Annotated in this window: 17 protein-coding genes; 5 read left to right on the forward strand and 12 right to left on the reverse strand. The window is 69.0% G+C overall.

Translation table 11 applies throughout. The features are described from left to right. Positions 1–29: 29 nt before the first annotated feature. From H5407_RS10995 to H5407_RS11015, 5 genes are all read right to left on the reverse strand, one after another. On the reverse strand, positions 30–1,151 hold the full coding sequence (locus H5407_RS10995) for an iron-containing alcohol dehydrogenase family protein (protein ID WP_183104492.1): 1,122 nt from the start codon (positions 1,149–1,151) through the stop codon (positions 30–32). A 43-nt stretch (positions 1,152–1,194) separates the two neighbouring features. Then, the gene (locus tag H5407_RS11000) at positions 1,195–2,529 is read right to left on the reverse strand and encodes a TolC family protein (protein WP_183104493.1); all 1,335 of its coding nucleotides are present in this window, start codon (positions 2,527–2,529) and stop codon (positions 1,195–1,197) included. 139 nt (positions 2,530–2,668) lie between these two features. Next, positions 2,669–3,871, reverse strand: a complete 1,203-nt coding sequence (locus H5407_RS11005; protein ID WP_183104494.1) for an HlyD family efflux transporter periplasmic adaptor subunit — start codon at positions 3,869–3,871, stop codon at positions 2,669–2,671. Between the two features lie 20 nt (positions 3,872–3,891). Continuing rightward, positions 3,892–6,225, reverse strand: a complete 2,334-nt coding sequence (locus tag H5407_RS11010) for a type I secretion system permease/ATPase (RefSeq protein ID WP_183104495.1) — start codon at positions 6,223–6,225, stop codon at positions 3,892–3,894. A gap of 30 nt (positions 6,226–6,255) precedes the next feature. Further along, on the reverse strand, positions 6,256–8,127 hold the full coding sequence (locus H5407_RS11015; RefSeq protein WP_183104496.1) for an acetylglucosamine transferase: 1,872 nt from the start codon (positions 8,125–8,127) through the stop codon (positions 6,256–6,258). 226 nt (positions 8,128–8,353) lie between these two features. Between H5407_RS11015 and H5407_RS11020 the strand changes: the two genes are divergently transcribed. From H5407_RS11020 to H5407_RS11030, 3 genes are read left to right on the forward strand one after another with little or no spacing between them, the layout of a single operon-like run. After that, on the forward strand, positions 8,354–9,361 hold the full coding sequence (locus H5407_RS11020; protein WP_183104497.1) for a D-2-hydroxyacid dehydrogenase family protein: 1,008 nt from the start codon (positions 8,354–8,356) through the stop codon (positions 9,359–9,361). Next, a complete protein-coding gene (locus tag H5407_RS11025; protein WP_183104498.1) occupies positions 9,361–9,939 on the forward strand; it encodes a chromate transporter in 579 nt (192 codons plus the stop codon). Before H5407_RS11020 ends, H5407_RS11025 begins: the two co-directional genes overlap by 1 nt. A 1-nt stretch (position 9,940) precedes the next feature. Continuing rightward, the gene (locus tag H5407_RS11030) at positions 9,941–10,468 is read left to right on the forward strand and encodes a chromate transporter (RefSeq protein ID WP_183104499.1); all 528 of its coding nucleotides are present in this window, start codon (positions 9,941–9,943) and stop codon (positions 10,466–10,468) included. A 79-nt stretch (positions 10,469–10,547) separates the two neighbouring features. On the opposite strand, the gene upp is transcribed toward H5407_RS11030, so the two are convergent. From upp to H5407_RS11045, 3 genes are read right to left on the reverse strand one after another with little or no spacing between them, the layout of a single operon-like run. Then, positions 10,548–11,180, reverse strand: a complete 633-nt coding sequence (gene upp / locus H5407_RS11035; protein ID WP_183104500.1) for a uracil phosphoribosyltransferase — start codon at positions 11,178–11,180, stop codon at positions 10,548–10,550. Between the two features lie 36 nt (positions 11,181–11,216). Continuing rightward, positions 11,217–11,963: a 23S rRNA (guanosine(2251)-2'-O)-methyltransferase RlmB gene (gene rlmB, locus H5407_RS11040; protein WP_183104501.1), complete on the reverse strand. Its 747-nt coding sequence runs from the start codon at positions 11,961–11,963 to the stop codon at positions 11,217–11,219. Further along, positions 11,960–12,694, reverse strand: a complete 735-nt coding sequence (locus H5407_RS11045; protein WP_183104502.1) for a DUF1624 domain-containing protein — start codon at positions 12,692–12,694, stop codon at positions 11,960–11,962. Before H5407_RS11045 ends, rlmB begins: the two co-directional genes overlap by 4 nt. A 94-nt stretch (positions 12,695–12,788) precedes the next feature. Here H5407_RS11045 and H5407_RS11050 point away from each other — a divergent pair, with 94 nt between their 5' ends. Next, entirely contained in the window at positions 12,789–13,877 is a 1,089-nt protein-coding gene (locus H5407_RS11050; RefSeq protein WP_183104503.1) for a trypsin-like peptidase domain-containing protein, read from the forward strand. A gap of 228 nt (positions 13,878–14,105) precedes the next feature. Here the strand turns inward: H5407_RS11050 and H5407_RS11055 are convergent, their stop codons facing one another. From H5407_RS11055 to H5407_RS11070, 4 genes are all read right to left on the reverse strand, one after another. After that, the gene (locus H5407_RS11055; RefSeq protein WP_183104504.1) at positions 14,106–14,936 is read right to left on the reverse strand and encodes a hypothetical protein; all 831 of its coding nucleotides are present in this window, start codon (positions 14,934–14,936) and stop codon (positions 14,106–14,108) included. A gap of 8 nt (positions 14,937–14,944) precedes the next feature. Beyond that, on the reverse strand, positions 14,945–15,967 hold the full coding sequence (locus tag H5407_RS11060; protein ID WP_183104505.1) for a hypothetical protein: 1,023 nt from the start codon (positions 15,965–15,967) through the stop codon (positions 14,945–14,947). A 289-nt stretch (positions 15,968–16,256) separates the two neighbouring features. Continuing rightward, complete coding sequence (locus tag H5407_RS11065; RefSeq protein WP_183104506.1) at positions 16,257–17,558, reverse strand: ABC transporter permease; 1,302 nt, start codon at positions 17,556–17,558, stop codon at positions 16,257–16,259. Positions 17,559–17,572: 14 nt separating this feature from the next. Then, positions 17,573–18,526 carry an ABC transporter ATP-binding protein gene (locus H5407_RS11070; protein ID WP_183104507.1) on the reverse strand — a complete coding sequence of 318 codons (954 nt, stop codon included), beginning with the start codon at positions 18,524–18,526 and terminating at the stop codon, positions 17,573–17,575. A gap of 134 nt (positions 18,527–18,660) precedes the next feature. Here H5407_RS11070 and H5407_RS11075 point away from each other — a divergent pair, with 134 nt between their 5' ends. Then, on the forward strand, positions 18,661–20,631 hold the full coding sequence (locus H5407_RS11075; RefSeq protein ID WP_183104508.1) for a U32 family peptidase: 1,971 nt from the start codon (positions 18,661–18,663) through the stop codon (positions 20,629–20,631). The last annotated feature ends 96 nt before the right edge of the window (positions 20,632–20,727 follow it).

A 20,727-nucleotide genomic window follows, 5' to 3' on the forward strand; every position in this document is an offset into this window, starting at 1 on the left:
CGGTGGGGTGCGGAGGCAGCGATGTCTGTTTACATCATGCGGAAGAGATCCGCCACCTTCGCCGGCGTCAGCAGGGACTTGAAGTCCTCGCCCAGCGCGTTGGTCAGGGGCTTGGCGTGCACGATGGAGGCCTTGTAGAGCGCCTCGAAGCCGCCCTCGTCCAGGCCCAGGCACACGCCCTTGGGAATCTCCACGCCCTGGGCATCCACCATGCCCCAGAACTCGTCGTAGGCCTGCGGATAGAACTCGGCCATGGCCCGCATCACGATGCAGTTGGCCACGCAGTGGTGCAGACCCAGCACGACCGAGAGGCCGGCGGACAGCGGATGCACCAGGCCCACATAGCTGGTGGCAATGGCGCACCCGCCGAGATACGAGGCCACCATCAGGCGCTCGCGGTTCTCGGGCGCCATCATGTCGCCCTCTGCGAAAACCTGGCGGCAGAGGCTGATGGTCTCGCGCGAGTAGGCATCGCCGATGGCATTGCGGTAGCTGCCGGCCAGGGACTCGATGCAGTGGATATAGGCGTCCATGCCGGTGTAGAAGTACTGGTTGCGCGGCACCGTGGCCGTCAGCTGCGGGTCCATGATCACATGGTCGAAGACCGTGTAGTCGCTGTTCATGCCCAGTTTCAGGCCCGTAGCCTCGTTGGTCATGACGCAGGTGCGCGTGGCCTCGGCGCCGGTGCCCGAGACGGTGGGGATGCCCACCTTGAAGATGCCGGGATGCTTGAGCAGGTCCCAGCCCTGGTAGTCTGCCGCATGGCCGCCGTTGCCCAGCAGATTGGACACCGCCTTGGCCGTGTCCATGGTGATGCCGCCGCCCATGCCCACCACGGCCGCGGGCTGGCTCAGGCCGCGATCCAGCAGGCTGGCCACCAGCGCGTCGATGCCCTCGGTCTTGGGCTCATGCTCGGTGCGCACGAACTGCAGCACGTCGTCCGGCCCCACGCCCAGGCGGGCCGCGAGCTCTGGCTGCGCGGCGAAATACTCATCGACCAGGAAGACGACCGCGCCCCCCTGCCCTTGCGCCCGCGCCTGCGCGCGACGGCCGTCCAGCAGGCCGCACAGCTCGGCCAGGGAGCCGGCGCCGATGTTGTAGCGGCCGACGTTCTTCACGAGCTTGACGCCGGTATCGAGGATGTTTGCCATGGTGTGTCTGTGAGCTTTCGGGAGACGGGAGCTGGGCCGGGAATCAGCGCAGCGGCGCCATCACGCCCCGCCCCATGGACCACAGCATGGCCACGGCCTGCTGCCCGTCGAACAGGGCGTTCACGTGCGCGATACGCAGCGAGTAGTAGTCTGACTCCGAACCCATCACGTCGAACAGGGAACGGCGGCCCAGTTGCTGCCACTGTTGCAAAGTGGCAGTGCGCAGCTGTGAACTGTTGCGCAGGATTTCGGTGATGCGACGCGCCCGGTCAAAGGCCGAGCTGGCGGACTCATGGATGTCGATCAGGCGGTAGCGCCGGGCTTCCAGCGCGTCCTCGCGCTGCAGCCGGGCGGCCTCGGCACGCTTGCTGGCCGCGTTGACCGAGGCGTCCTGGCCTGGCGTCATCAAGGGCACGTTGACGCTGAAGCCCACGGCCCAGTCGCGGGTGCGGGTGACGCCAGCACTGGCGCTGGTGCCCACGATGGCATTGACCTGGGGCTTGGCATTGGCACGCACGCTCTCCACATAGCTGCCCTGGGCGCGTGCCTGGGCCTCAAGCTGGGCCAAGTCCGGCGCACTGAGGGCGTCACGCTGCATGTCGTCGAGCTCGGGAACGCGGGTCAGCAGGTTGGAGAAGCTGGCGCTGGGCGGCAGCTCGTCGCCCACGAAGCGCTTGAGCCGGGTCTCGGTCTGGCGCAGGGCCGACATGGTGGACTCCACCGCCAGGTCAGCCTGCAGCAGGTTCTTCTGGGCCTGCACCAGCTCGCTGGCCCGGCCCTTGTCAGCCTTGACGATGGTCTCCAGCGAATCCACCAGGCAGGCCATGCGGCGCACGTACTGGCTGTAGACCTGGGCCTGCAGCAGGTAGCGGCCTCGGTCCAGGGCCAGGGACACGGTCTGCAGGGCCAGTTGTTGCTCAGCGCTGTAATAGCCCTGGCGCGCGGCCTCGGCCAGCTGCGAGCGCCAGCCGGCCAGCTGCCGATTGCGTCCGAAGTCGAAAAGGGTGGCGCTGAGGTTGAAGGCCACCCGCCCCTGCACGCCGTTGCCGCTGCTGGCACCCTCGGTGCTGGTGCCCATCTGGTTGCCCTGCATGTCCAGGCTGGCGCGGGGCTTGTTGGCCTGGCTGACCTCTTCCCAGTCGTCGCGGGCGGCCTGGGCCAGCAGCTTCACCATGCCCACCGACTGGCTGCGGGCAAGGGCCCGGTCCACCAGGATCTGGATCTGCGCACGCGGGTCGGCATCGCTGATCACCAACTGGCTGGCAGCCTTCTGGGCAGCCGGCGTGTTGGCGTCGTCCTCATTGCAGCGGCCCTGGGCCTGGGCGGCCGAGGCGGCGCCCAGCAGCAGGCTCAGGCCGAGTTTGCGCAGCATCGCCATGGCCTTATCCCCTAGCGTACAGACAGGTCTTGCTCATGCCTGTACTGGACCACAGGGCGGCCGGGAACTTGAGCGGGAAAAGGCGGCGCCAAACCCTGCTTCTTCGCGGCTCGGGGCCCGCGGAAAGCGGCCGGCAGACTCAGCGCTCGCGCAGGGCCTCGCGGGAGCGCATCATGGGCCGCATCAGGAAGCTCAGCACCGAGCGCTCGCCGGTCTTGATCTCGACCGAGGCCGTCATGCCGGGAATGATGGCCAGGGTCTCACCCTTGTAGCGGATGTTGTTCTGCTCGGCGCGGATGAGGGTGCGGTAGTAGCGGCCGTCATTGCCCAACGGGTTGGCCTCGCCGATGGCGTCCGGGCTGATCTGCTCGACCTTGCCCTCCAGGCCGCCCAGGGCATTGAAGTCGATGCCCGAGAGCTTGATCACGGCATGCTGCCCCACCTGGATGAAGCCGACGTCCGCCGGGCTCACCCGGGCCTCCACCAGCATGCGTGTGCCGATGGGCACGATCTCCATGATGGGCGAGCCCATGGCCACGACGCCGCCGATGGTGTTCATGCGGATGTTCTTGACCAGGCCCCGCACCGGCGAACGCAGCACGGTGCGGTCCAGAGCGTCCTGGCGGACCACCTGCTGCTGCTTCATCATCGCCAGGTCGTTCTGCAGCTTGACCAGCTCGCTCATCGCCTCCTGGCGGAAGCGGCCCAGGCGCTCCGTGCGGGACTGGCGCATCTCATTGACCTGGCGGCTCAGGCGCATGACCTCCACATCGGACATCAGCCCCTTGGCCGACATCTCCTGGGCCACCTTGAGCTCCTTGCCCACGAGGGCCGCGCTACGGTCGATGCCGGCCAGCGCCTCCTCCAGCAGGCGCTGGCGTGCCTGGAAGGCCTGGGCCTCGGCCGAGGTGAGCGCAGGGGCGGCCTTCAGCTCCTCGGGGAACTTGAGCGCCGTGCCATGGGCCTCGGCCTGCAGCCGGGCGGCCTGAGCCATCATGGCCAGCTCGCGCAGCTGGCCCTCGTTCTGCTGAGCCTCGACCCGCGTGGGATCCAGGCGCACCAGAGCCTGGCCGGCCTCGACCTGCTGGCCTTCCCGGACCAGCAGCTCGCGCAGCAGGCCGGAATCCAGGCTGGCGATGACCTGCTCTTTGCCTTCGGGCACCACCCGCCCCTCGCTGCGACTGACCATATCGACCTGGGCGACCGAAGCCCAGACGACGGCGGCCACGACCGCGGCCAGCATCAGGTAGACGGCCCACATCACGCGCGGCAGCGGCTCATCGACCTGGGCGGCCGCCAGGCTGCTCAGGAACAGACCTTCATCACGGGAGGAAGAAGCCACTCAGCGCCCTCTTTCGATGTTCAGACGGAGGGCGAGCGCTGCACTGGCTGAGCGGCCGGGTGCATGTGCAGATTGGACGCCGCGGCCGTGGTGGCGGTGTCGGGCGCCGCCGGCCGCACGCCGGACAGGGCGGCCAGGACCTGGTCGCGCGGGCCGTCCATGACCATGCGGCCGCCGTCCATCACCACGATGCGCTGCACCAGCTCCAGCACGGCCGGGCGGTGGGTCACCACAAGCAGGGTGCACTGCTGGGCGGCGTCGCGCAGCTGGCGCAGGAATAGGATTTCAGACTGGGCGTCCATGGAGCTGGTCGGCTCGTCCATCAGCAGCAGCTTGGGACGGTTCACCAGGGCGCGGGCCAGGGCCACCATCTGGCGCTGGCCGCCGGACAGCAGGCTGCCCATCTCGCCCACGGGCAGGTCCCAGCCCAGGGGATGGCCGGCGACCACGCGATCCAGGCCCGTCAGCTTGGCAACCTCGACCAGGCGGCCTGCATCGACGTCGGCGCGGCCCATGGCGACGTTGTCGCGCAGCGTGCCGTGGAAGAGCTTGGGCTCCTGCGAGACGAAGCCCACATGGGCGCGGAACTCGGCCGGGTCGATCTGGCGCAGGTCGATGCCCTCGACCTCCACCATGCCCTCGGTGGGCTGGTAGAGCCCGGCCAGCAGGCGCAGCACCGTGGACTTGCCACTGCCGATGCGGCCCAACACCGCGATGCGCTCGCCAGGCTCAATGCGCAGGTTCACACCCTTGAGCACCTTGGGCGCCTGGTGCTCGCCGGTCATGGGATAGGAGAAGCCCACCTCACGCAGGCCGATGCGGCCGCTGAACTCGCTCATGGGCACGTAGTTGCGGTCCGAGGCGCGCTCGACGGGCTTCTTCATGACCTCATCCAGGGAGAGCATGGCCGCACGCGCGCTTTGGTAGCGGGCCGTGAGACTCACCACGCTGCCCAGGGGCGCGATGGCACGGGTGGCGAACATCACCGCGCCGATCAGGCCGCCGGCGGAGATCACCCGGTCCTGGATCAGGTAGACGCCCCAGACCAGCATCACCAGGGTCACGGCCTGCTGCATGGTCATGGTGAGGTTGTTGGTGAAGGCATGCATGGCACGCATGCGCAGGCCGGACTCGGCGGCCACGGCGTTGCTGATCTCGTAGCGATGCAGGAAGCGGCCTTCCGCGCCGGAGGTCTTGAGGTCTTCCAGGCCCTCGACCACCTCGACCAGGGATCCCTGCAGCTCGGCCTGCTCCGCCATATTGGCCCGCACCACGTTGCGCAGGTACTTCTGCAGCGCGAAGGTCAGCAGCACCAGCCCCGGCACCGCCAGCGCCACCACCCAGCCTAGTGGCCCGCCCAGCACGAAGGTCATGGCCACGAAGAGCACGATGAAGGGCAGGTCCGACACCACCGACATGCTGGCCGAGGTGAAGAACTCCCGCACGGTCTCCACCTGCCCCAGGTAGTGGGCGTAGGAGCCGGCCGAGGCGGGCTTGTGCTCCATGCGCACCAGCAGGGTCTGCTTGAAGAGCATGGAGCCGATGATGAGGTCCGCCTTGCGGCCGGCCAGGTCGATCAGGTGGGCGCGCAGCTGGCGGGCGAAGAGGTCGAAGATCAGCGCCAGCGAGGCCCCGATGGCCAGGGTCCACAGCGTGGCCATGGCGTCGTGGTGGGGAATGACCTTGTCGTAGATGACGCTGGTGACCAGGCCGCTGACCATCATGAGCAGATTGCTCAACAGGGCCGCGGTCATGGCGCCGCGGTAGTAGGGGATAAAGCGCTTGAGCGTGCCCCACAGCCAGTGGCTGCCCTGTCCCGCCAGCAGCGCATGGTGGCGCGGGTCCGCCTGAGAGACCTCTTTGGGCGTGGCCACCAGGGCGAAGCCGCTGTACTCGCCTTCCAGCTCGGCCTGGGCCACGACGCAGGCCTTGGCCTCGGGGCCGGGGAAGACCACCTCGAAAGCCTGCTGGCCCTCCACCTCGCGGCGGGACACCAGCACGCAGGCATCGCCCCCATGCAGCAGCAGCACGGCGGGCAACACCAGGGGATTGATCTCGCCCAGGCCCTTGGAGAGCATGCCAGCCTCGTAGCCGGCCTCGCGCATCATGCGGATGGCCTGGTTGGGCGCCAGCGGCCCCTCGGTGGGGACGCCGGCACGCAGGGAGGCCGGCGAGCGGGCCTTGCCGTGGTGCTGGGTCAGCCAGACCAGGGCCTGCAGCAGTGGGTCGCCGATGTCCCCTTCAGGCACGGCATGCTCGCGCCCGGCCTGCGGCTCAGGCGCCGCGGCCAGGTGCAGCGCAGCCCCGCGAGAGGGCTTGGCACCGTCGAAGAAGGAATCGTTTCGCTGGTTCACGCAGGCTCCCTACCGGGCATCAGGCAGGCATCAGGCCCCCGGGGCCTTGCGCCGGTGCTCCAGCACCAGGCGCTCGAATTCATGCTCAAGATCGCGCACCAGGGCGGGAATGTCAAACAATGGGGTCTGCCGCCCCTGCTCTCGCAGGTAGCGCTTGTAGGATGCCGCACGCAGGGGTTGGCGTCCGATCTGCACGGCGCGCTCGATGTACTCCGGCAGGGAATAGGTCACGAGTTCGGGCAGTCCGGCGGCTGTCAGCAGGCTGCCGGCCATGCGCGAGATGTAGCAGCGGCCAGCTCGGGTCAGGATGGGGGTGCCCATCCAGAGGCAGTCGCTGGCGGTGGTGCCGGCGTTGTAGGGAAAGGTGTCCAGCACCAGGTCGGCCAGCTGGAAGCGCGCCAGGTACTCCGGCGGCGCCACGCGGGGTGCGAAATGCAGGCGCTCCGGGGCCACGCCCCGGGCCTGGGCGGCGGCCCGCATGTTCGCCTCAGCCCAGGTGTTGTCCGCCAGCAGCCACAGCAGGCTGCCAGGCACCTGCTGCAGGATCTGCATCCAGGCCGAGAACATCTCTTCGGTGTACTTGTGGTTGTTGTTGAAGCTGCAGAAGACGAAGGCCCCCTCGGGCAGGCCGTATCGGGCACGGTCCGGCGTGGGGCCCACCTCCCGCTGGCGATCGCTGACCTGGTAGCAGTGCGGCAGGTAGATGGGCTTCTCGGTGCACAGGGGCAGGTACTCCGGAGGCATCGTGAAGCGGTCCGCGATGATGTAGTCCTCCCCCGGCAGGGCCGAGGTGGCGGGCAGCCCCAGGTAGCCCACCTGCACCGGCGCCGGGCGGTAGGCCAGGATGCTGGGGCGGGCGCCGCTGGTGAGGCCCTGGAGATCGACCATCACGTCGATGCCAGCCTCGGCGATCTGCCGCGCGGCCTGCTGGTCCTCCACGCCGGCCAGGGGCATGAAGCGGTCCATGGCCTTCAGGATGCGGGCGCGCTGGGCCGTGCCGTCCTCCTTGCTCCAGCACAGCGCATGGACCTCGAAGCGGCTGCGGTCGTGCAGCTCGAAGAGCTCGGGCGTCAGCAGACCCACGGCGTGCATGCGCAGGTCACCCGAGAGATAGCCGATGCGGATCTTCTCCCCCGCCGGCCCGCCGTGCAGTTGGTGGAAGGGCTTGCCCTTGTACTTGACCACCCGCTCGTTGACGAAGCGCTGGGCCACCATCAGCTGGATGGCCGGATCATCGGTGGCGCTGAGCGTGGCCAGCAAAGACGTGTTGACCAGCAACTGGTTGTGCGTCACCTCACCCACGGGCTGGTAGATGGGCCACTCGCACTGCTTCTGACGAATGTGCACATAGTGCTGCTGCACATCCCCCTGCTCGGGCTTGAGCAGCAGGCTGCGCTTCATCAAGGCCTCGGACTCGTCCAGGCGGCGCTCGCTCTCCAGCAGGCGGGCGGCGTTGTTCAGGGCATGCAGGCGCAGCTCGACGGGTTCGGCACCGATGGCCATCAGCTCGCCCGCGTCATAGACAGCCTGCCACTGCGCCAGGGCCTCGGCCGTCTTGCCCTGGTGCTCCAGCTGGTGACCCAGGTTGAGTTTGGCCTGCGCGAAGTCCGGGTTCAGTGCCAGGGCACGCAGGTAGACGGCCTCGGCCTCGGCATGGCGGCGCATCTCGCCCAGCACCGTGCCCCAGTTGAAGAGCGCCAACAGGCGCTGGGGGCTCTGGTTGCTATCGACCCAGGCCTCGTACAGCGCCAGGCAGTCGGCCTGTCGGCCTCCCGTTTGCCACTGGTGAGCCAGGCTCATCAGCTCCTGCAGAGGCATGGCGCCGGCACGGGCGCGGTCGATCGAGGCCTCGGCCGAGGTGGCCTGATCCAGCAGTGCGGCAGCGGGTTGTGACATATCCATGGCGAGGCGCCTGCTTCCGCGAGGGCAGGCAAACAGTTGCGCTTGCCAGCCATCTTAGGGAGAGCCCTCGGATTCGATCCCGCCAATTGAGCGGTATTCACCCGCCATCACGGCTTGAACCATGACCGGTGTCACGGTGTGCGACGGGCAGCCAAAAATCTAATGAATTGCTCGCAGTCTCATGCCCAATGCCTTGATTTAGAAGGCACAATGCCACGAGCATGCCATGAATATCATCATTCTCGACGACTATCAGGATGCGGTGCGCAAGCTGCGCTGCGCCAGCAAGCTGGATCCCTTCAACGCCAAGGTCTTCACGAACACCGTGAAGGGGATTGGGCAATTGTCCGTCCGCCTGCGGGATGCCGAGGTGCTGGTGCTGATCCGCGAGCGCACCCACTTCCCCCGCCAACTGCTGGAAAAGCTGCCCCGACTCAAGCTGATCGCCCAGACCGGCCGGGTGGGCCCCCACATCGACGTCGAGGCCTGCACCCGCCTGGGCATCGCCGTCGCGGAAGGCGTGGGCTCGCCCATCGCCCCGGCCGAGCTGACCTGGGCCCTGATCATGGCCTCCATGCGCCGCTTGCCGCAGTACATCGGCAATCTCAAGCACGGCGCCTGGCAGCAGTCGGGCCTCAAGGCAGCCTCCATGCCACCCAATTTCGGCGTAGGCATGCTGCTGAGGGGCAAGACACTGGGCCTCTGGGGTTACGGCCGCATCGGCCAGTTGGTGGCCGGCTACGGCCGGGCCTTCGGCATGCAGGTGCTGATCTGGGGCAGTGAGCAGAGCCGGGCCCGCGCCGTGTCCGACGGCCATGCCGCTGCCGAGAGCCGGGAGGCCTTCTTCGCTCACTGCGACGTGCTGAGCTTGCACCTGCGCCTGTGCGACAGCACCCGTGGCATGGTCACCCTGGACGACCTCAACCGCATGAAGCCCACGGCCCTCTTCGTCAACACCTCGCGCGCCGAGCTGCTGAGCGAAGGCGCGCTGGTCTCCGCCCTGAACCGCGGGAGACCCGGCATGGCTGCCATCGACGTCTTCGAGAGCGAACCCATCCTGCAGGGCCACCCGCTGCTGCGTCTGGAGAACGCCGTGTGCACGCCGCACATCGGCTATGTCGAGCAGGACAGCTACGAGCTCTACTTCGACGCCGCCTTTGACAATGTGCTGAACTTCGTGCGCGGCGAGCCCAGCAATATCGTCAACCCGGATGCCCTGAAGGCGCTGCGCTGATGCACCCCGAGGGCCTGCGCCCGGCTCCCGCCCGCCCCTGGGACCTGTTCCTCGCCTTCAACCGCCTGGCCCTGCAGGGCTTCGGCGGCGTGCTGGCCGTGGCACAGCGGGAGCTGGTGGAGCGCCTGGCTTGGCTCAGCAAGCAGGAATTCGTGGAGATGCTGGCCGTGGCCCAGGTCATGCCGGGCCCCAATGTGGTCAACATCTCCCTGATGATCGGCGACCGCTTCTTCGGCTTGCGCGGCGCCTTCGCTTCGGTGATGGGCATGTTCACCGTGCCCTGCCTGATCGTGCTGGGCCTCACCGCCCTGGCCGGGCAGTGGCTGCACGAGCCCGTGGTGCAGGGGGCTCTGCGCGGCATGGGGGCGGTATCGGCCGGGCTGATCCTGGCCACCGGGGTCAAGCTGCTGGAGACCCTGAAGAAGCACCCGCTGAGCCGGCTGGCGGCCCTGGCCTTCGCCGCGCTCGCCTTCGCGGCCATCGCCCTGCTGCGCTGGCCCCTGGTCTGGATCGTGCTGGGGCTGGGCGGCCTGGGCATGGCCCTGGTCTACCACCGGCTGGGCCGGCCGCAGGGCTGAGATGCTGCTGGACCTCTTCCTGCACTTCCTGGCCCTGTCGCTGCTGGCCATCGGCGGTGCCATCACCACCGCACCGGAAATGCACCGCTACCTCGTGGGAGACCGCGGCTGGCTCAGCGATGAGAGCTTCACCCAGTCCATCGCCCTGGCCCAGGCGGCGCCGGGCCCCAACATTCTCTTCGTCGCCGTGCTGGGCTACCAGGTCGCCGGCCTGCCGGGCGCGCTGGCGGCCATGGGCGGCATCATGCTGCCCTCCGCCACTCTGGTGCTGCTGGCCACCCGCTGGGCGCGCGCCCATCAGGAGGACCGCCTGGTGCGCTCGTTCACGCTGGGCCTGCAGCCCCTGACGCTGGGCCTGATCATCGCGACCGGCTGGCTGCTGGCGGCGCCCTATCTGCAGCAGGCGGACCGCAGGCTGGCCACGCTGGCCCTGGTAGCCGGGACCCTGGCATTGGCCCTCAGAACACGGCTGTCGGTGGTCTGGATGGTGCTGCTGGGGGGCGTCGTCGGCGCTCTGTGGATGCGCTGACCCGCATGAACGCGAGGCCGCCGCCGAGGTGCCCGGGATACGTGAAAAGGGCGCCCGTTGCCAGGGGTGAAGCCGCGCTTCAGCCTTCCTTGGTGCCGAAGATCTTGTCGCCCGCGTCGCCCAGGCCCGGGATGATGTAGCCGTTGTCGTCGAGATGGCTGTCGATGGCCGCAGTCCAGCAGCGCACGTCCGGGTGGGCCTGGGTCAGTGCGGCCACGCCCTCGGGCGCGGCGACCAGGACCAGGGCGCGGATGTCCTTGCAGCCGCGGCGCTTGAGCAGGTCGATGGTGGCGATCATGGAACCGGCCGTCGCCAGCATGGGGTCCACCACCAGGGCGGTGCGCTCCTCCAGGTGGCCGACGAACTTCTCGAAGTAATGCACCGGCTGCAGGGTCTCGTGGTCACGGGCCAGGCCCACCACGCTGATCTTGGCATTGGGGATCATGTCCAGCACACCATCCAGCATGCCCAGGCCGGCGCGCAGGATGGGCACCACCGTGACCTTGCGGCCGGCGATCTGGTCGACCTCGGTCGGGCCGCTCCAGCAGTTGAGCGTGGTCTTCTCCAGGGGGAAGTCGGCGGTGGCCTCGTAGGCCAGCAGCCGGGCGACCTCGCCGGTCAGCTCGCGGAACTTCTTGGTGGAGATGTCGGCCTCACGCATGAGGCCGATCTTGTGCTTGACCAGGGGATGACGGACTTCAATGACAGCCATGATGCTTGGGGTCTCGTGAATCGTTGAAGGGCTGGATTATCGCGAGCCGGCCCGGCGCTGGCGCAGGGCTTCGTAGAGGCACACCCCTGCCGCGACGGACACGTTGAGGCTCTCCACCGCCCCCTGCATGGGGATGCGCACGAGCTCGTCGCAGGTCTTGGCCGTCAACTGGCGCATGCCTTCGCCCTCGGCACCCAGCACCAGGGCGACAGGCCCCTGGAGGTCCAGCTCATAGATGGACTTCTCGGCCTGGTCCGAGGTGCCGACCACCCAGATACTGCGTTCCTTGAGCTCGTTGAGCGTGCGCGCCAGGTTGGTCACCATCAGGTAGGGCACGGTTTCGGCCGCGCCGCTGGCCACCTTGGCTACCGTGGCGTTGAGGCCCACCGCATGGTCCTTGGGGGCCACCACGGCATGGGCGCCCGCGCCGTCGGCCACCCGCAGGCAGGCGCCGAGGTTGTGGGGATCGGTGACGCCGTCCAGCACCAGCACCAGGGGCGCGCCCTCCACGCCGTCCAGCACATCGTCCAGGGAGTGCTGCTGGGCCACGGCCGTGCAGCGGGCCACCACGCCCTGGTGGCGGCTGTTGCCCGCCAGCGCGGCCAGGCGCTCGCCATCGCTCTCCACCAGCTTGGCACCGGCCTCGCGGGCACGGTCCAGGAACTGGCGCATGCGCTGGTCACGGCGCGAGCCCTCGAAATGGATCTCGCTGATGGACTGGGGCGCGGTCTTCAGCCGCACGGTGATGGCATGGAAGCCGAAGAGGATTTGTTTGGCGCTCATCCCCGCATTGTCGCCTGCCACAGCATCAGCCCGCCGATGAGCACCGGCTGGTGCACCATGTAGTAGCTGAGGCTCCAGCGACCCAGCGAGGCCAGGCCCCGGCGCAGAGGCCCCGGCGCCCTGGCCGGCCCCAGCCGAGGCATCAGCCAGCGCGCCAGGGCCGCGCCCAGCAGCATCATGCCCAGCCAGGGCAGGACGGGGACGTAGTCCTCGGTCACGGGCTTGTGCGTCACCAGGCCCACCCAGTTGGTCCAGCGGGTGTCGAAGAAGGGATGCTGAACGAAGGCCGGCAGCAGCATGCAGGCCAGGGCCAGGGCCAGCAGCGCGCCCTGCCCAAGGCGCGGCAGCCCCCAGCGCAGCAGAATGAGCATCAGCGCCATGCCATGCAGCACGCCGAAGCTGATGAAGGAGCGCGGGAACATGAACCAGGACCCCAGGCTGACCAGCAGAGCGCAGCCCGCCACCTGCGCCCAGCGCCGCCAGAAGCGCGGCCAGCCCTGCCCCTGTGCCAGGGCCACCGCCTGCCCCATGCCGGCGCACAGCAGGAAGAGGCTGACGATGCAACTGCGCTGCCAGGTCCAGAAGGGATCGGCGTAGAAATCGGCCCTGAAGAAGCCGTAGTGCTGGAGGTCGAAGCTGAAATGGAAGACCGTCATCCAGACCATTGCCAGGCCGCGCAGGGCGTCAAGGCGGTCATCGCGGACGGACGGAGGCAGTGGGCTGAGGCGCATGGAAGGCAGGGAGCGGCAAGGGGCGCAGTCTAAGTCTTGAATAATGAAGCCCTGCTCTCATTCTCGGACCTGAACGTACCCGCCCGCCACGGAAATGCCTGCCCTGCCCCGCCTCATCCCGCGGACCTCCGCCCTGGTCCTGCTGCTGGCCGCCTGCCTGGCCTGCATGGCGCAAGCCCAGCCCCGCCCCATCACCCCGCGCGGCCCGCTGGACGCCGCCGAGCAGAACAACATCGGTGTGTTCCGGCGCGTCTCGCCCTCGGTGGTGCACATCACCACCCTGGACGTGCAGCGGGACTTCTTCTCGCTCAATGTCGAGCAGGTCCCGCGCGGCACCGGCACCGGCTTCATCTGGGACGAACAGGGCCATATCGTCACCAATTTCCACGTGATCCAGGGCGGCGACGCGGCCCGCGTCACGCTGGCGGACCAGAGCAGCTACAGCGCGCGCCTGGTCGGCGCCTTCCCCGACCGCGACCTGGCCGTGCTGCGCATCGAGGCCCCGCGTGACAAGCTCCAGCCCATCCCTGTGGGCAGCAGCCGCGACCTGCTGGTGGGCCAGGGCGTCTATGCCATCGGCAACCCCTTCGGCCTGGATCAGACGCTCACCCGCGGCATCGTCTCCGCCCTCAACCGCGAGATCGAGTCCGTCAACCGCCGAGCCATCCGCGGGGTCATCCAGACGGACGCGGCCATCAACCCCGGCAACTCCGGCGGTCCCCTGCTGGACTCTGCCGGCCGCCTGATCGGCGTCAACACGCAGATCTACAGCCCCAGCGGCGCCAGTGCGGGCATCGGCTTCGCGATCCCGGTGGACGAGGTCAACCGCGTGGTGCCCCGGCTGATCAAGGACGGCCGCTTCATCCGCCCGGCCCTCGGCGTGAGCGCCGGCCCTGCACAACTGCACCAGGCCCTGCAGTTGCCCCGGGGCGTGGCCATCGTGGGCATGGGCCCGCGCAGCCCGGCCGCCGAAAGCGGCCTGCAGAGCTTCCACCGCGGCCGCGACGGCCGCATCGTGCAGGGCGATGTGATCACCGCGCTCAACGATGAGCCCATCAAAGACCTGGACGACATGCTCGCCCTACTGGAGAAGCGCCAGGTCGGCGAGCGCGTGACCCTGACCCTGTGGAACAAGGGCAGAACGCGCAAGCAGGCTGTGGTGCTGGGCGCCTCCACTGACTGAAGCCCCCGTGCCGTCGGCGCGTCCTGGGGTCAGGTCTTGACGCCACGGGAAAGCCCTGATCCCCCGAACGCAGCCCTGTCTATCTGTGGGACAGCGTGGGCGACGACGCGCGTGGCCACTACCGCCGCAAGGGCATCAGAATGCCGCCGGGCCATGTGCTGCAGGTGCTGATCCGCTGAACCGCCCGCCGCGGCCGGGGCCATGGCCCCGGCACCGCCTCGGCGCCCGCTACTCCATCGTGAAGCGCAGCCCGGCCATAAGCCGCCAGTCGGACTGGCGGTAAGCCGGCTGACTGACCGCCAGCAGGCGCCCGGAATCCAGCTTGACCGCGACCGGCGCGCTGATGCGCGTGCGCAGGCTTTCCCAGCGCCAGCCCAGCCAGGGCTGCCAGCGCCCGGCCCGGGATGCGGGACCCAGGGTCCAGGCCAGGGCGAGGGACTCCCAGCGGCCTTCGTCCAGGCGCACAGTGCGGGAGCCAAAGGCCTCGCCGTCCAGACTCAGGCGGGCACGCGGACCGCTGTCCAGCCAGGCTTCCCAGCGGCCTTCCCAATCGGACGGCAAGGCATGGCGCCAGCGGGCGCCCAGGCCGAGGCGCCAGCGCTCGCGGCTCTCCTCATAGCCCTGCACTGCCCCCACGGAGGCCAGGGCGCGGCGACTGTCCGGCTCCCAGGCCAGGCGGGCACCCAGGGCCCAGGCACTGCCTTCGATCGGATGCCACGCCTGCAGCTGCAGGCGCTGCGAGCGCACACGGCTCAGCGTGCTCAGAGGGGCGCCGGCGGAGCTGCGCCCCTGGTAGTCGCGCGTGCCGGACTCGAGGTCCAGCTGAGCCACCCAGTGCAGCCCGGCACAAGGGCCCGAGACGGCCAGGGACCCGGCACGCAAGGTGCCGCGTTCCTCCAGCAAGCGCTCACCGGTGCCCCCCTCCTCATGCCATCGGCTGGCCTGGACGCCCAGGCCCAGGTCCAGCTGAGCCGGCACACAGGCGGCCTGCGCCGCCGGTGCCAGGCAGGCAAGACCTGCCCCCAGCAGCCACCAGCTGGCGGGTGATCGGGGCAGCATGCCGGCCCTCATCCTTGCAGATCGGCCCAGTTCTTGGTGATGCTGGTCTCGAAGACGTTGTCGCCATTGGCGTCCAGCTCGACCAGCGCCTTGCCGCCACCCTGCACGGTGACGCGCACCTGGCTGCCGCCGGCGCCCTTGACCAGGACCTGGCCGCTGCTGGGGTAGCTGAGGGAAGACTCCTTCACCAGCGCCACAGGCGTGGACACGGTGATGTCACGCGATTCCAGCGCCGTGCTGTTCACGGTGCCGCCGTAGGTCAGCGTGGAACGGTAGCCAGAGCCGCTGGGCGTCGTGCTCACGTTCAGGTTGAAGCCGGTGATGGTGGACTGGAAGCTGCTGCCGGCCGCCGTGCCACTGGTGGAGAAGGACGGGATGCTCATCGCGACCGAGGTGCTGCCGACACCGGTGGCGGCGACGGTCATCTGGAATTCACCCTGGCCGGTCATGGTGCCACCCGCATTGGCAACGCGCAGATTGCCCAGCTTGACGGCGATGGTGGCGCTGTACTGGCTGCTGCCGAAGCTGCCGGTGACGGACTTCAGCGCGTAGTCCATGGTGCCGTCCAGCGTGCCCTCGGACTCCCGGCAACCCGAGGCCTTGATGGCCATGCTGTCGCCCGAATCCAGGATCTGGTTGCCATTGGCATCGTTGACGGTGACCTCGACGCTGCCGCCCAGGCGGCAGTTCTGCATCACGGTGGTCGTGGCGCCCAGCACCACGGCGGTCCCCTGAGCCTGCTTGAAGCGCTCAGCCAGGCGCTGGGCCTGCTGCTGCGCAATCCACAGTGGCTGCGGCAGCGCCTGCGCATCAACGCCCAGCACATTGCCAGCGCCGGCGCTCATCATGTAGGTGCCGGCGCCCACGCCCTGCGCGGCCGCCATCTGGTAGTTGCTGCTGGTAATGGCCAGCGGCTGGCGCAGCGGCTGAACGTCCGGGCCAGCGCTGCCGCCACCACCGCCGCAAGCGCTCAGCAGCAGGGCCGTCGTCAGGAGGGAAAGGCTGGAAGGCAAGACGCGATGGGTATTCATGGGATCCTCCCTGGATCAAGGGCTTGTTGAAGAAAACTTTCAGTGAAAGGGGCGAGGCAGTTTAGGCGGCCGGCCGAGTCGCGGGCGGCCCCCCGATTGGGGGCCCTGGCCCGCATCGGAGTGGGTGTCCGGCCCCTACGCAAACGGCGCTTGACACCCCGCAGCGCAACGCCGGCCGGGCTGCCTGCGATGACCCCGGAGTACCGAGCGTTGCAACGCCTGTGCGACTGCCGCACACCAGGAAGCCGGCAGCTGGAGCAGGGTCAGGTCTTGCCTGTTCCGATGCGGCTCACTCACGCCAGCGGAAGCGCCAGATGGCCAGACCGGTGAGCAGGAGTGCGCTGCCGAACAGCACCGCCGCCGCGAGAAGGGCCGTGGCCAGGCCCTGGCCGCGCCAGGTCATGGCGTCCAGGCCATCGACGGCCCAGCGCAACGGCACCCAGAGGGTCAGGTCTTGCAGCCAGGCCGGGAAGACGAAGCTGGGAACCCAGGCGCCGCCCAGCATCACCAGCATCAGCGAAGCCATGATGGCCAGGCCGCGCGTGGTCTCCGGCGAGCCACCCAGCGCCGCCAGGGCCAGGCCGAAGCCCGCCGTGAACGCGCCCATGCCCAGCACCACCAGCACGAAGCCTGGCAGGCTGCCCTGCACGCGGAAGCCGAACACGGCCATGCCCGCGGCCAGCACCACCAGCAGCACCGCCGAGGCGATGATCCAGATGCTCAGGAAGTGGCTGCCCAGCAGCAGCCCCTTGGACAGGGGCGCGGCGCGCAAGCGCTGCCACATGCCGCTGCGCCGGGCCATCAGGAGGCCGACGCCCAGCTCCACGCCCAGCATCAGCACGAACTGCACCCCCATGCCCGAGAAGCTGTGCGCATAGCTGTTGTAGCCCGCCTGGCCGGCGCTGAGGGCCTGGGTCTTGAGCGCGTACGGCAGGCTCAGCACCTCGCCGGGCGATCCTGCAGCCGCGGCGGCGCCCGAGGCCGGCGCTTCACCGGGCTGCGGCGTCTGCAGATCGTTCACCGTGCGAGCCAGCGCCTTGAGCTGCTCACGGCGCGCGGCGGGGAGGTCGCTGCCCTCGATCTCGGATTCCACCGTGGCCAGCCCTGCCCCAGCCTGCCCATGGCCGAAGCCCTGGGACAGGGTCTCACGCATCGCATGCTGGGCGAGCAGACCCTCCAGTATCTGGGCCGACATCGACTCGCTCGGGTCATACCAGAGCTGCACCTCGGGCAACTCGTGGCGGTCCCACCAGCGCGAGGCCCGGGTGCCGAAGCCGGCCGGCATCAGCACAGCCGCCCGGCGCTCGCCCTTGCGGACCGCGGCCTCGGCCTCAGCGCGTGTCATCGCCAGCACCGCCAGCTTGCCGTCCTGCTGCAGTTGCAGGCCAATGCGCTGGCTCAGGGCCGAGCCGTCCTCATCGACCCAGGCGACCTTCAGCCGCGCCGTCTCCTTCGCACCGCTGTCGCCGAAGAGGCTGCCGAAGAAGGCGGCGATCAGGATGGGCATCAGCAGGTGGGTGATCAGGGCCTTGCGGTTCTTCAGGTACAGCTGCAGCTGGGTACGCACCAGGGCGATCAATGCATGTGTCATGTTCGTCCCCTCGCTCAATCGCGCAATTGGCGCCCCGTGAGGGACAGGAAGAGCTGCTCCAGGCTGGGCCGCTCGGTGTGCAGTCCCTGTAGGCGCACCTCCAGGCCGGCCAGGCGCTGCAGCACGGTCGGCAGGACGGCCAGCGAGGCCAGCTCCAGGCGCAGCTGCTGCGGGCGCTCACCGCCGGCCAGCGGCTGCACGCCCGGCAACTGACCCAGGGCTTCGGCCAGGCCTGCCTTGATCGGCCGGTCCAGATCCAGGCAGACGGTGGTCGCCAGCACCGCTGCGTCCAGCAGTTCGCGGGTGCGTCCCGAGGCCACGATCTGACCGTGGTCCACGATCAGCAGGCGATCGCACAGGCGCTCGGCCTCCTCCATGTAGTGCGTGGTGTAGAGCAGGGCCTTGCCTGCATCCCGCAGGGCCAGCAGGGCCTCGAAGATGGCATTGCGGCTCTGCGGGTCCACGCCCACGGTGGGCTCGTCCAGGATCACGATGGCCGGGTCGTGCAGCAGGGCGCAGGCGATGTGCAGCCGGCGCTTCATGCCGCCGCTGAATTCGGCCACGATGTCGCCGGCTCGGTCGCGCAGGCCGGCGATGTCCAGGGCGGCATCCACCCGTTGGGTCAGGCGCTGGCCAGCCAGGCCGTAGAGGGCCCCGAAAGCCCGCAGATTGCTCGCCGCGCTAAGGGTCTCGTGCAGGGCCAGCTCCTGGGGCACCAGGCCCAGCAGGCCCTTGCGCGGGTCGGCATCACCCCGCATGGGCTGGCCCTCGATCAGGCAGTCACCGCCATCCGCATCGATCAGGCCGGCGATCATGGAGACCGTGGTGCTCTTGCCCGCGCCGTTGGGGCCCAGCAGGCCTAGGACCTCGCCACGCCGCAGGCTCAGGTCCATGGAGCGGACCACTTCCTGCGCCCCGTAGCGCTTGCGCAGGCCGCGTGCCTGCAGGATCACCGACGCATCGTTCATGCCCTCGCTCCCGATGAAAAGGACTGGATGGGCGGAGTCTAGGCAAACGCGCTGCCGCCGGCACCCGGCACAGAGACAAACGGACAGCCCGCGCGACGAATCGACAGCGGCGCGGCGCCGATAAAATCGCCGCCATGAGCGCCTCGCCCAAGCACCTCGAACTCCTGGCCCCGGCCAAGACCGCCGACATCGGCATCGAAGCCGTCAACCACGGCGCCGACGCCGTCTACATCGGCGGCCCCGGTTTCGGCGCCCGCCACAACGCCAGCAACGAGATCCAGGACATCGAGCGCCTGGTTCGCCACGCCCACCGCTATGGCGCGCGCATCTTCATCACCCTCAACACCATCCTGCGCGACGACGAACTGGAGGACGCACGCCGCATGGCCTGGCAGGTCTACGAGGCTGGCGCCGACGCGCTCATCGTGCAGGACATGGGCCTCACCCAGATCGATCTGCCGCCCATCCAGCTGCATGCCAGCACGCAATGCGACATCCGTACGCCGGAGAAGGCCCGTTTTCTGCAGGACGCCGGCTTCTCGCAGGTCGTGGCCGCCCGCGAGCTGACCCTGCCGCAGATCCGCGCCATGGCGGGCGCGCTCACCTCCGCTCAGCTGGAGTTCTTCATCCACGGCGCCCTGTGCGTGGCCTACAGCGGCCAGTGCTTCATCAGCCACGCCCACACCGGCCGCAGCGCCAACCGTGGCGACTGCTCCCAGGCCTGCCGCCTGCCCTACGAGGTGCTGGACGCCCAGGGCCGTATCGTGGCCCACCAGAAGCATGTGCTGTCCATGAAGGACAACGACCAGAGCGCCAATCTGCGTGCACTGATCGACGCTGGCGTGCGCAGCTTCAAGATCGAGGGCCGCTACAAGGACATGGGCTATGTGAAGAACATCACCGGCCACTACCGGCGCCTGCTGGACGACATCCTGGAGGAGCGCCCCGGCCTGGCCCGCGCCTCCAGCGGCCGCACCCGCCTCTTCTTCACGCCGGACCCCGAGCGCAGCTTCAACCGCGGAAGCACAGACTACTTCGTCACCGGCCGCAAGGAGGACATCGGCGCCTTCGACACCCCCAAGCATGCCGGCCTGCCGCTGGGTTGGGTCAGCAAGGCCGATGGCGAGGGCTTCGAGCTGGAACTGGAGCCGGGCGTGAGCCCCCTCAACAATGGCGACGCCCTCACCTACCTGGACCTGAAAAAGGAGCTGGTGGGACTGCGCGTCAACGTGGCCACGCCCCTGGATGCGCAGGATCGACGCTGGCGCGTCGAGCCCAACGAGGCCATGGACTCGCTGAAGGACCTGCGCCGCGGCGTGGCCCTGTCCCGCAACCGCGACATGGCCTGGGACCGGCAGTTGGAGAAGAAGTCCGCCGAGCGCCGCATCGCCCTGGACCTCAGCCTGATGGAGACACCCGAAGGCATTGCCCTGCAGCTGACAGACGAGGACGGCCACGCCGCCTATGTCGAGCTGCCCCTGGACAAGCAGGCCGCCCAGCAGGCCGAGCGGGCCGAGGCCGGCGCGCGCGAGGCCCTCGCCAAGCTGGGCGCCACGGTCTTCGAGACGCGCGAGCTGCACCTGCTGTGGTCGCGCCCCCTGTTCGTGCCGGCCAGCCAGCTCAATGCCCTTCGCCGCGAGGCCGTCGAGCAGCTCGAGGCCACGCGCCTGGCCGCCCTGCCCCGGATGCCGCGGGCCCGGCCGGTGGAGCCCCCGGCGCCCTATCCGGAAGACACCCTGTCCTACCTGGCCAATGTCTTCAACCACCCCGCCCGTGACTTCTACGCCCGCCACGGCGTGCGCGTCATCGAGGCCGCCTACGAAAGCCACGAGGAGCAAGGCGAGGTCAGCCTCATGATCACCAAGCACTGCGTGCGCTACTCGCTGTCCCTGTGCCCCAAGCAGGCCAAGGGCGTGACCGGGGTGCAGGGCACGGTGCGCGCCGAGCCCATGCAGTTGGTCAACGGCAAGGAGAAGCTCACCCTGCGCTTCGACTGCAAGCCCTGCGAGATGCACGTGGTTGGCAAGATCAAGAAGAGCGTGCTGCAGCAGCTGCCGGCCGCGCCCATCCAGTTCTACAAGGCCCGGCCCAACGCTGCTCACTGAGCGCGGCCCGCAGCGGCGCGGCGGACCTGTGGCCAATGCCACAGCCCCGCACTGAAGCCATGCAAGGCCTGCCCGGGCTGTGATACCGTGGAGCGG

This window comes from Mitsuaria sp. WAJ17 (assembly GCF_014174515.1).
In the GTDB taxonomy this organism is placed as follows: Bacteria; Pseudomonadota; Gammaproteobacteria; order Burkholderiales; family Burkholderiaceae_C; genus Roseateles_B.

Coding starts and splice junctions, on each gene's coding strand:
- H5407_RS10995 (WP_183104492.1), bottom strand. CDS start 1,151: ATGGCAAACATCCTCGATACCGGCGTCAAGCTCGTGAAGAACGTCGGC.
- H5407_RS11000 (WP_183104493.1), bottom strand. CDS start 2,529: ATGGCGATGCTGCGCAAACTCGGCCTGAGCCTGCTGCTGGGCGCCGCC.
- H5407_RS11015 (WP_183104496.1), bottom strand. CDS start 8,127: ATGGATATGTCACAACCCGCTGCCGCACTGCTGGATCAGGCCACCTCG.
- H5407_RS11020 (WP_183104497.1), top strand. CDS start 8,354: ATGAATATCATCATTCTCGACGACTATCAGGATGCGGTGCGCAAGCTG.
- H5407_RS11025 (WP_183104498.1), top strand. CDS start 9,361: ATGCACCCCGAGGGCCTGCGCCCGGCTCCCGCCCGCCCCTGGGACCTG.
- H5407_RS11030 (WP_183104499.1), top strand. CDS start 9,941: ATGCTGCTGGACCTCTTCCTGCACTTCCTGGCCCTGTCGCTGCTGGCC.
- upp (WP_183104500.1), bottom strand. CDS start 11,180: ATGGCTGTCATTGAAGTCCGTCATCCCCTGGTCAAGCACAAGATCGGC.
- rlmB (WP_183104501.1), bottom strand. CDS start 11,963: ATGAGCGCCAAACAAATCCTCTTCGGCTTCCATGCCATCACCGTGCGG.
- H5407_RS11045 (WP_183104502.1), bottom strand. CDS start 12,694: ATGCGCCTCAGCCCACTGCCTCCGTCCGTCCGCGATGACCGCCTTGAC.
- H5407_RS11050 (WP_183104503.1), top strand. CDS start 12,789: ATGCCTGCCCTGCCCCGCCTCATCCCGCGGACCTCCGCCCTGGTCCTG.
- H5407_RS11055 (WP_183104504.1), bottom strand. CDS start 14,936: ATGCTGCCCCGATCACCCGCCAGCTGGTGGCTGCTGGGGGCAGGTCTT.
- H5407_RS11060 (WP_183104505.1), bottom strand. CDS start 15,967: ATGAATACCCATCGCGTCTTGCCTTCCAGCCTTTCCCTCCTGACGACG.
- H5407_RS11065 (WP_183104506.1), bottom strand. CDS start 17,558: ATGACACATGCATTGATCGCCCTGGTGCGTACCCAGCTGCAGCTGTAC.
- H5407_RS11070 (WP_183104507.1), bottom strand. CDS start 18,526: ATGAACGATGCGTCGGTGATCCTGCAGGCACGCGGCCTGCGCAAGCGC.
- H5407_RS11075 (WP_183104508.1), top strand. CDS start 18,661: ATGAGCGCCTCGCCCAAGCACCTCGAACTCCTGGCCCCGGCCAAGACC.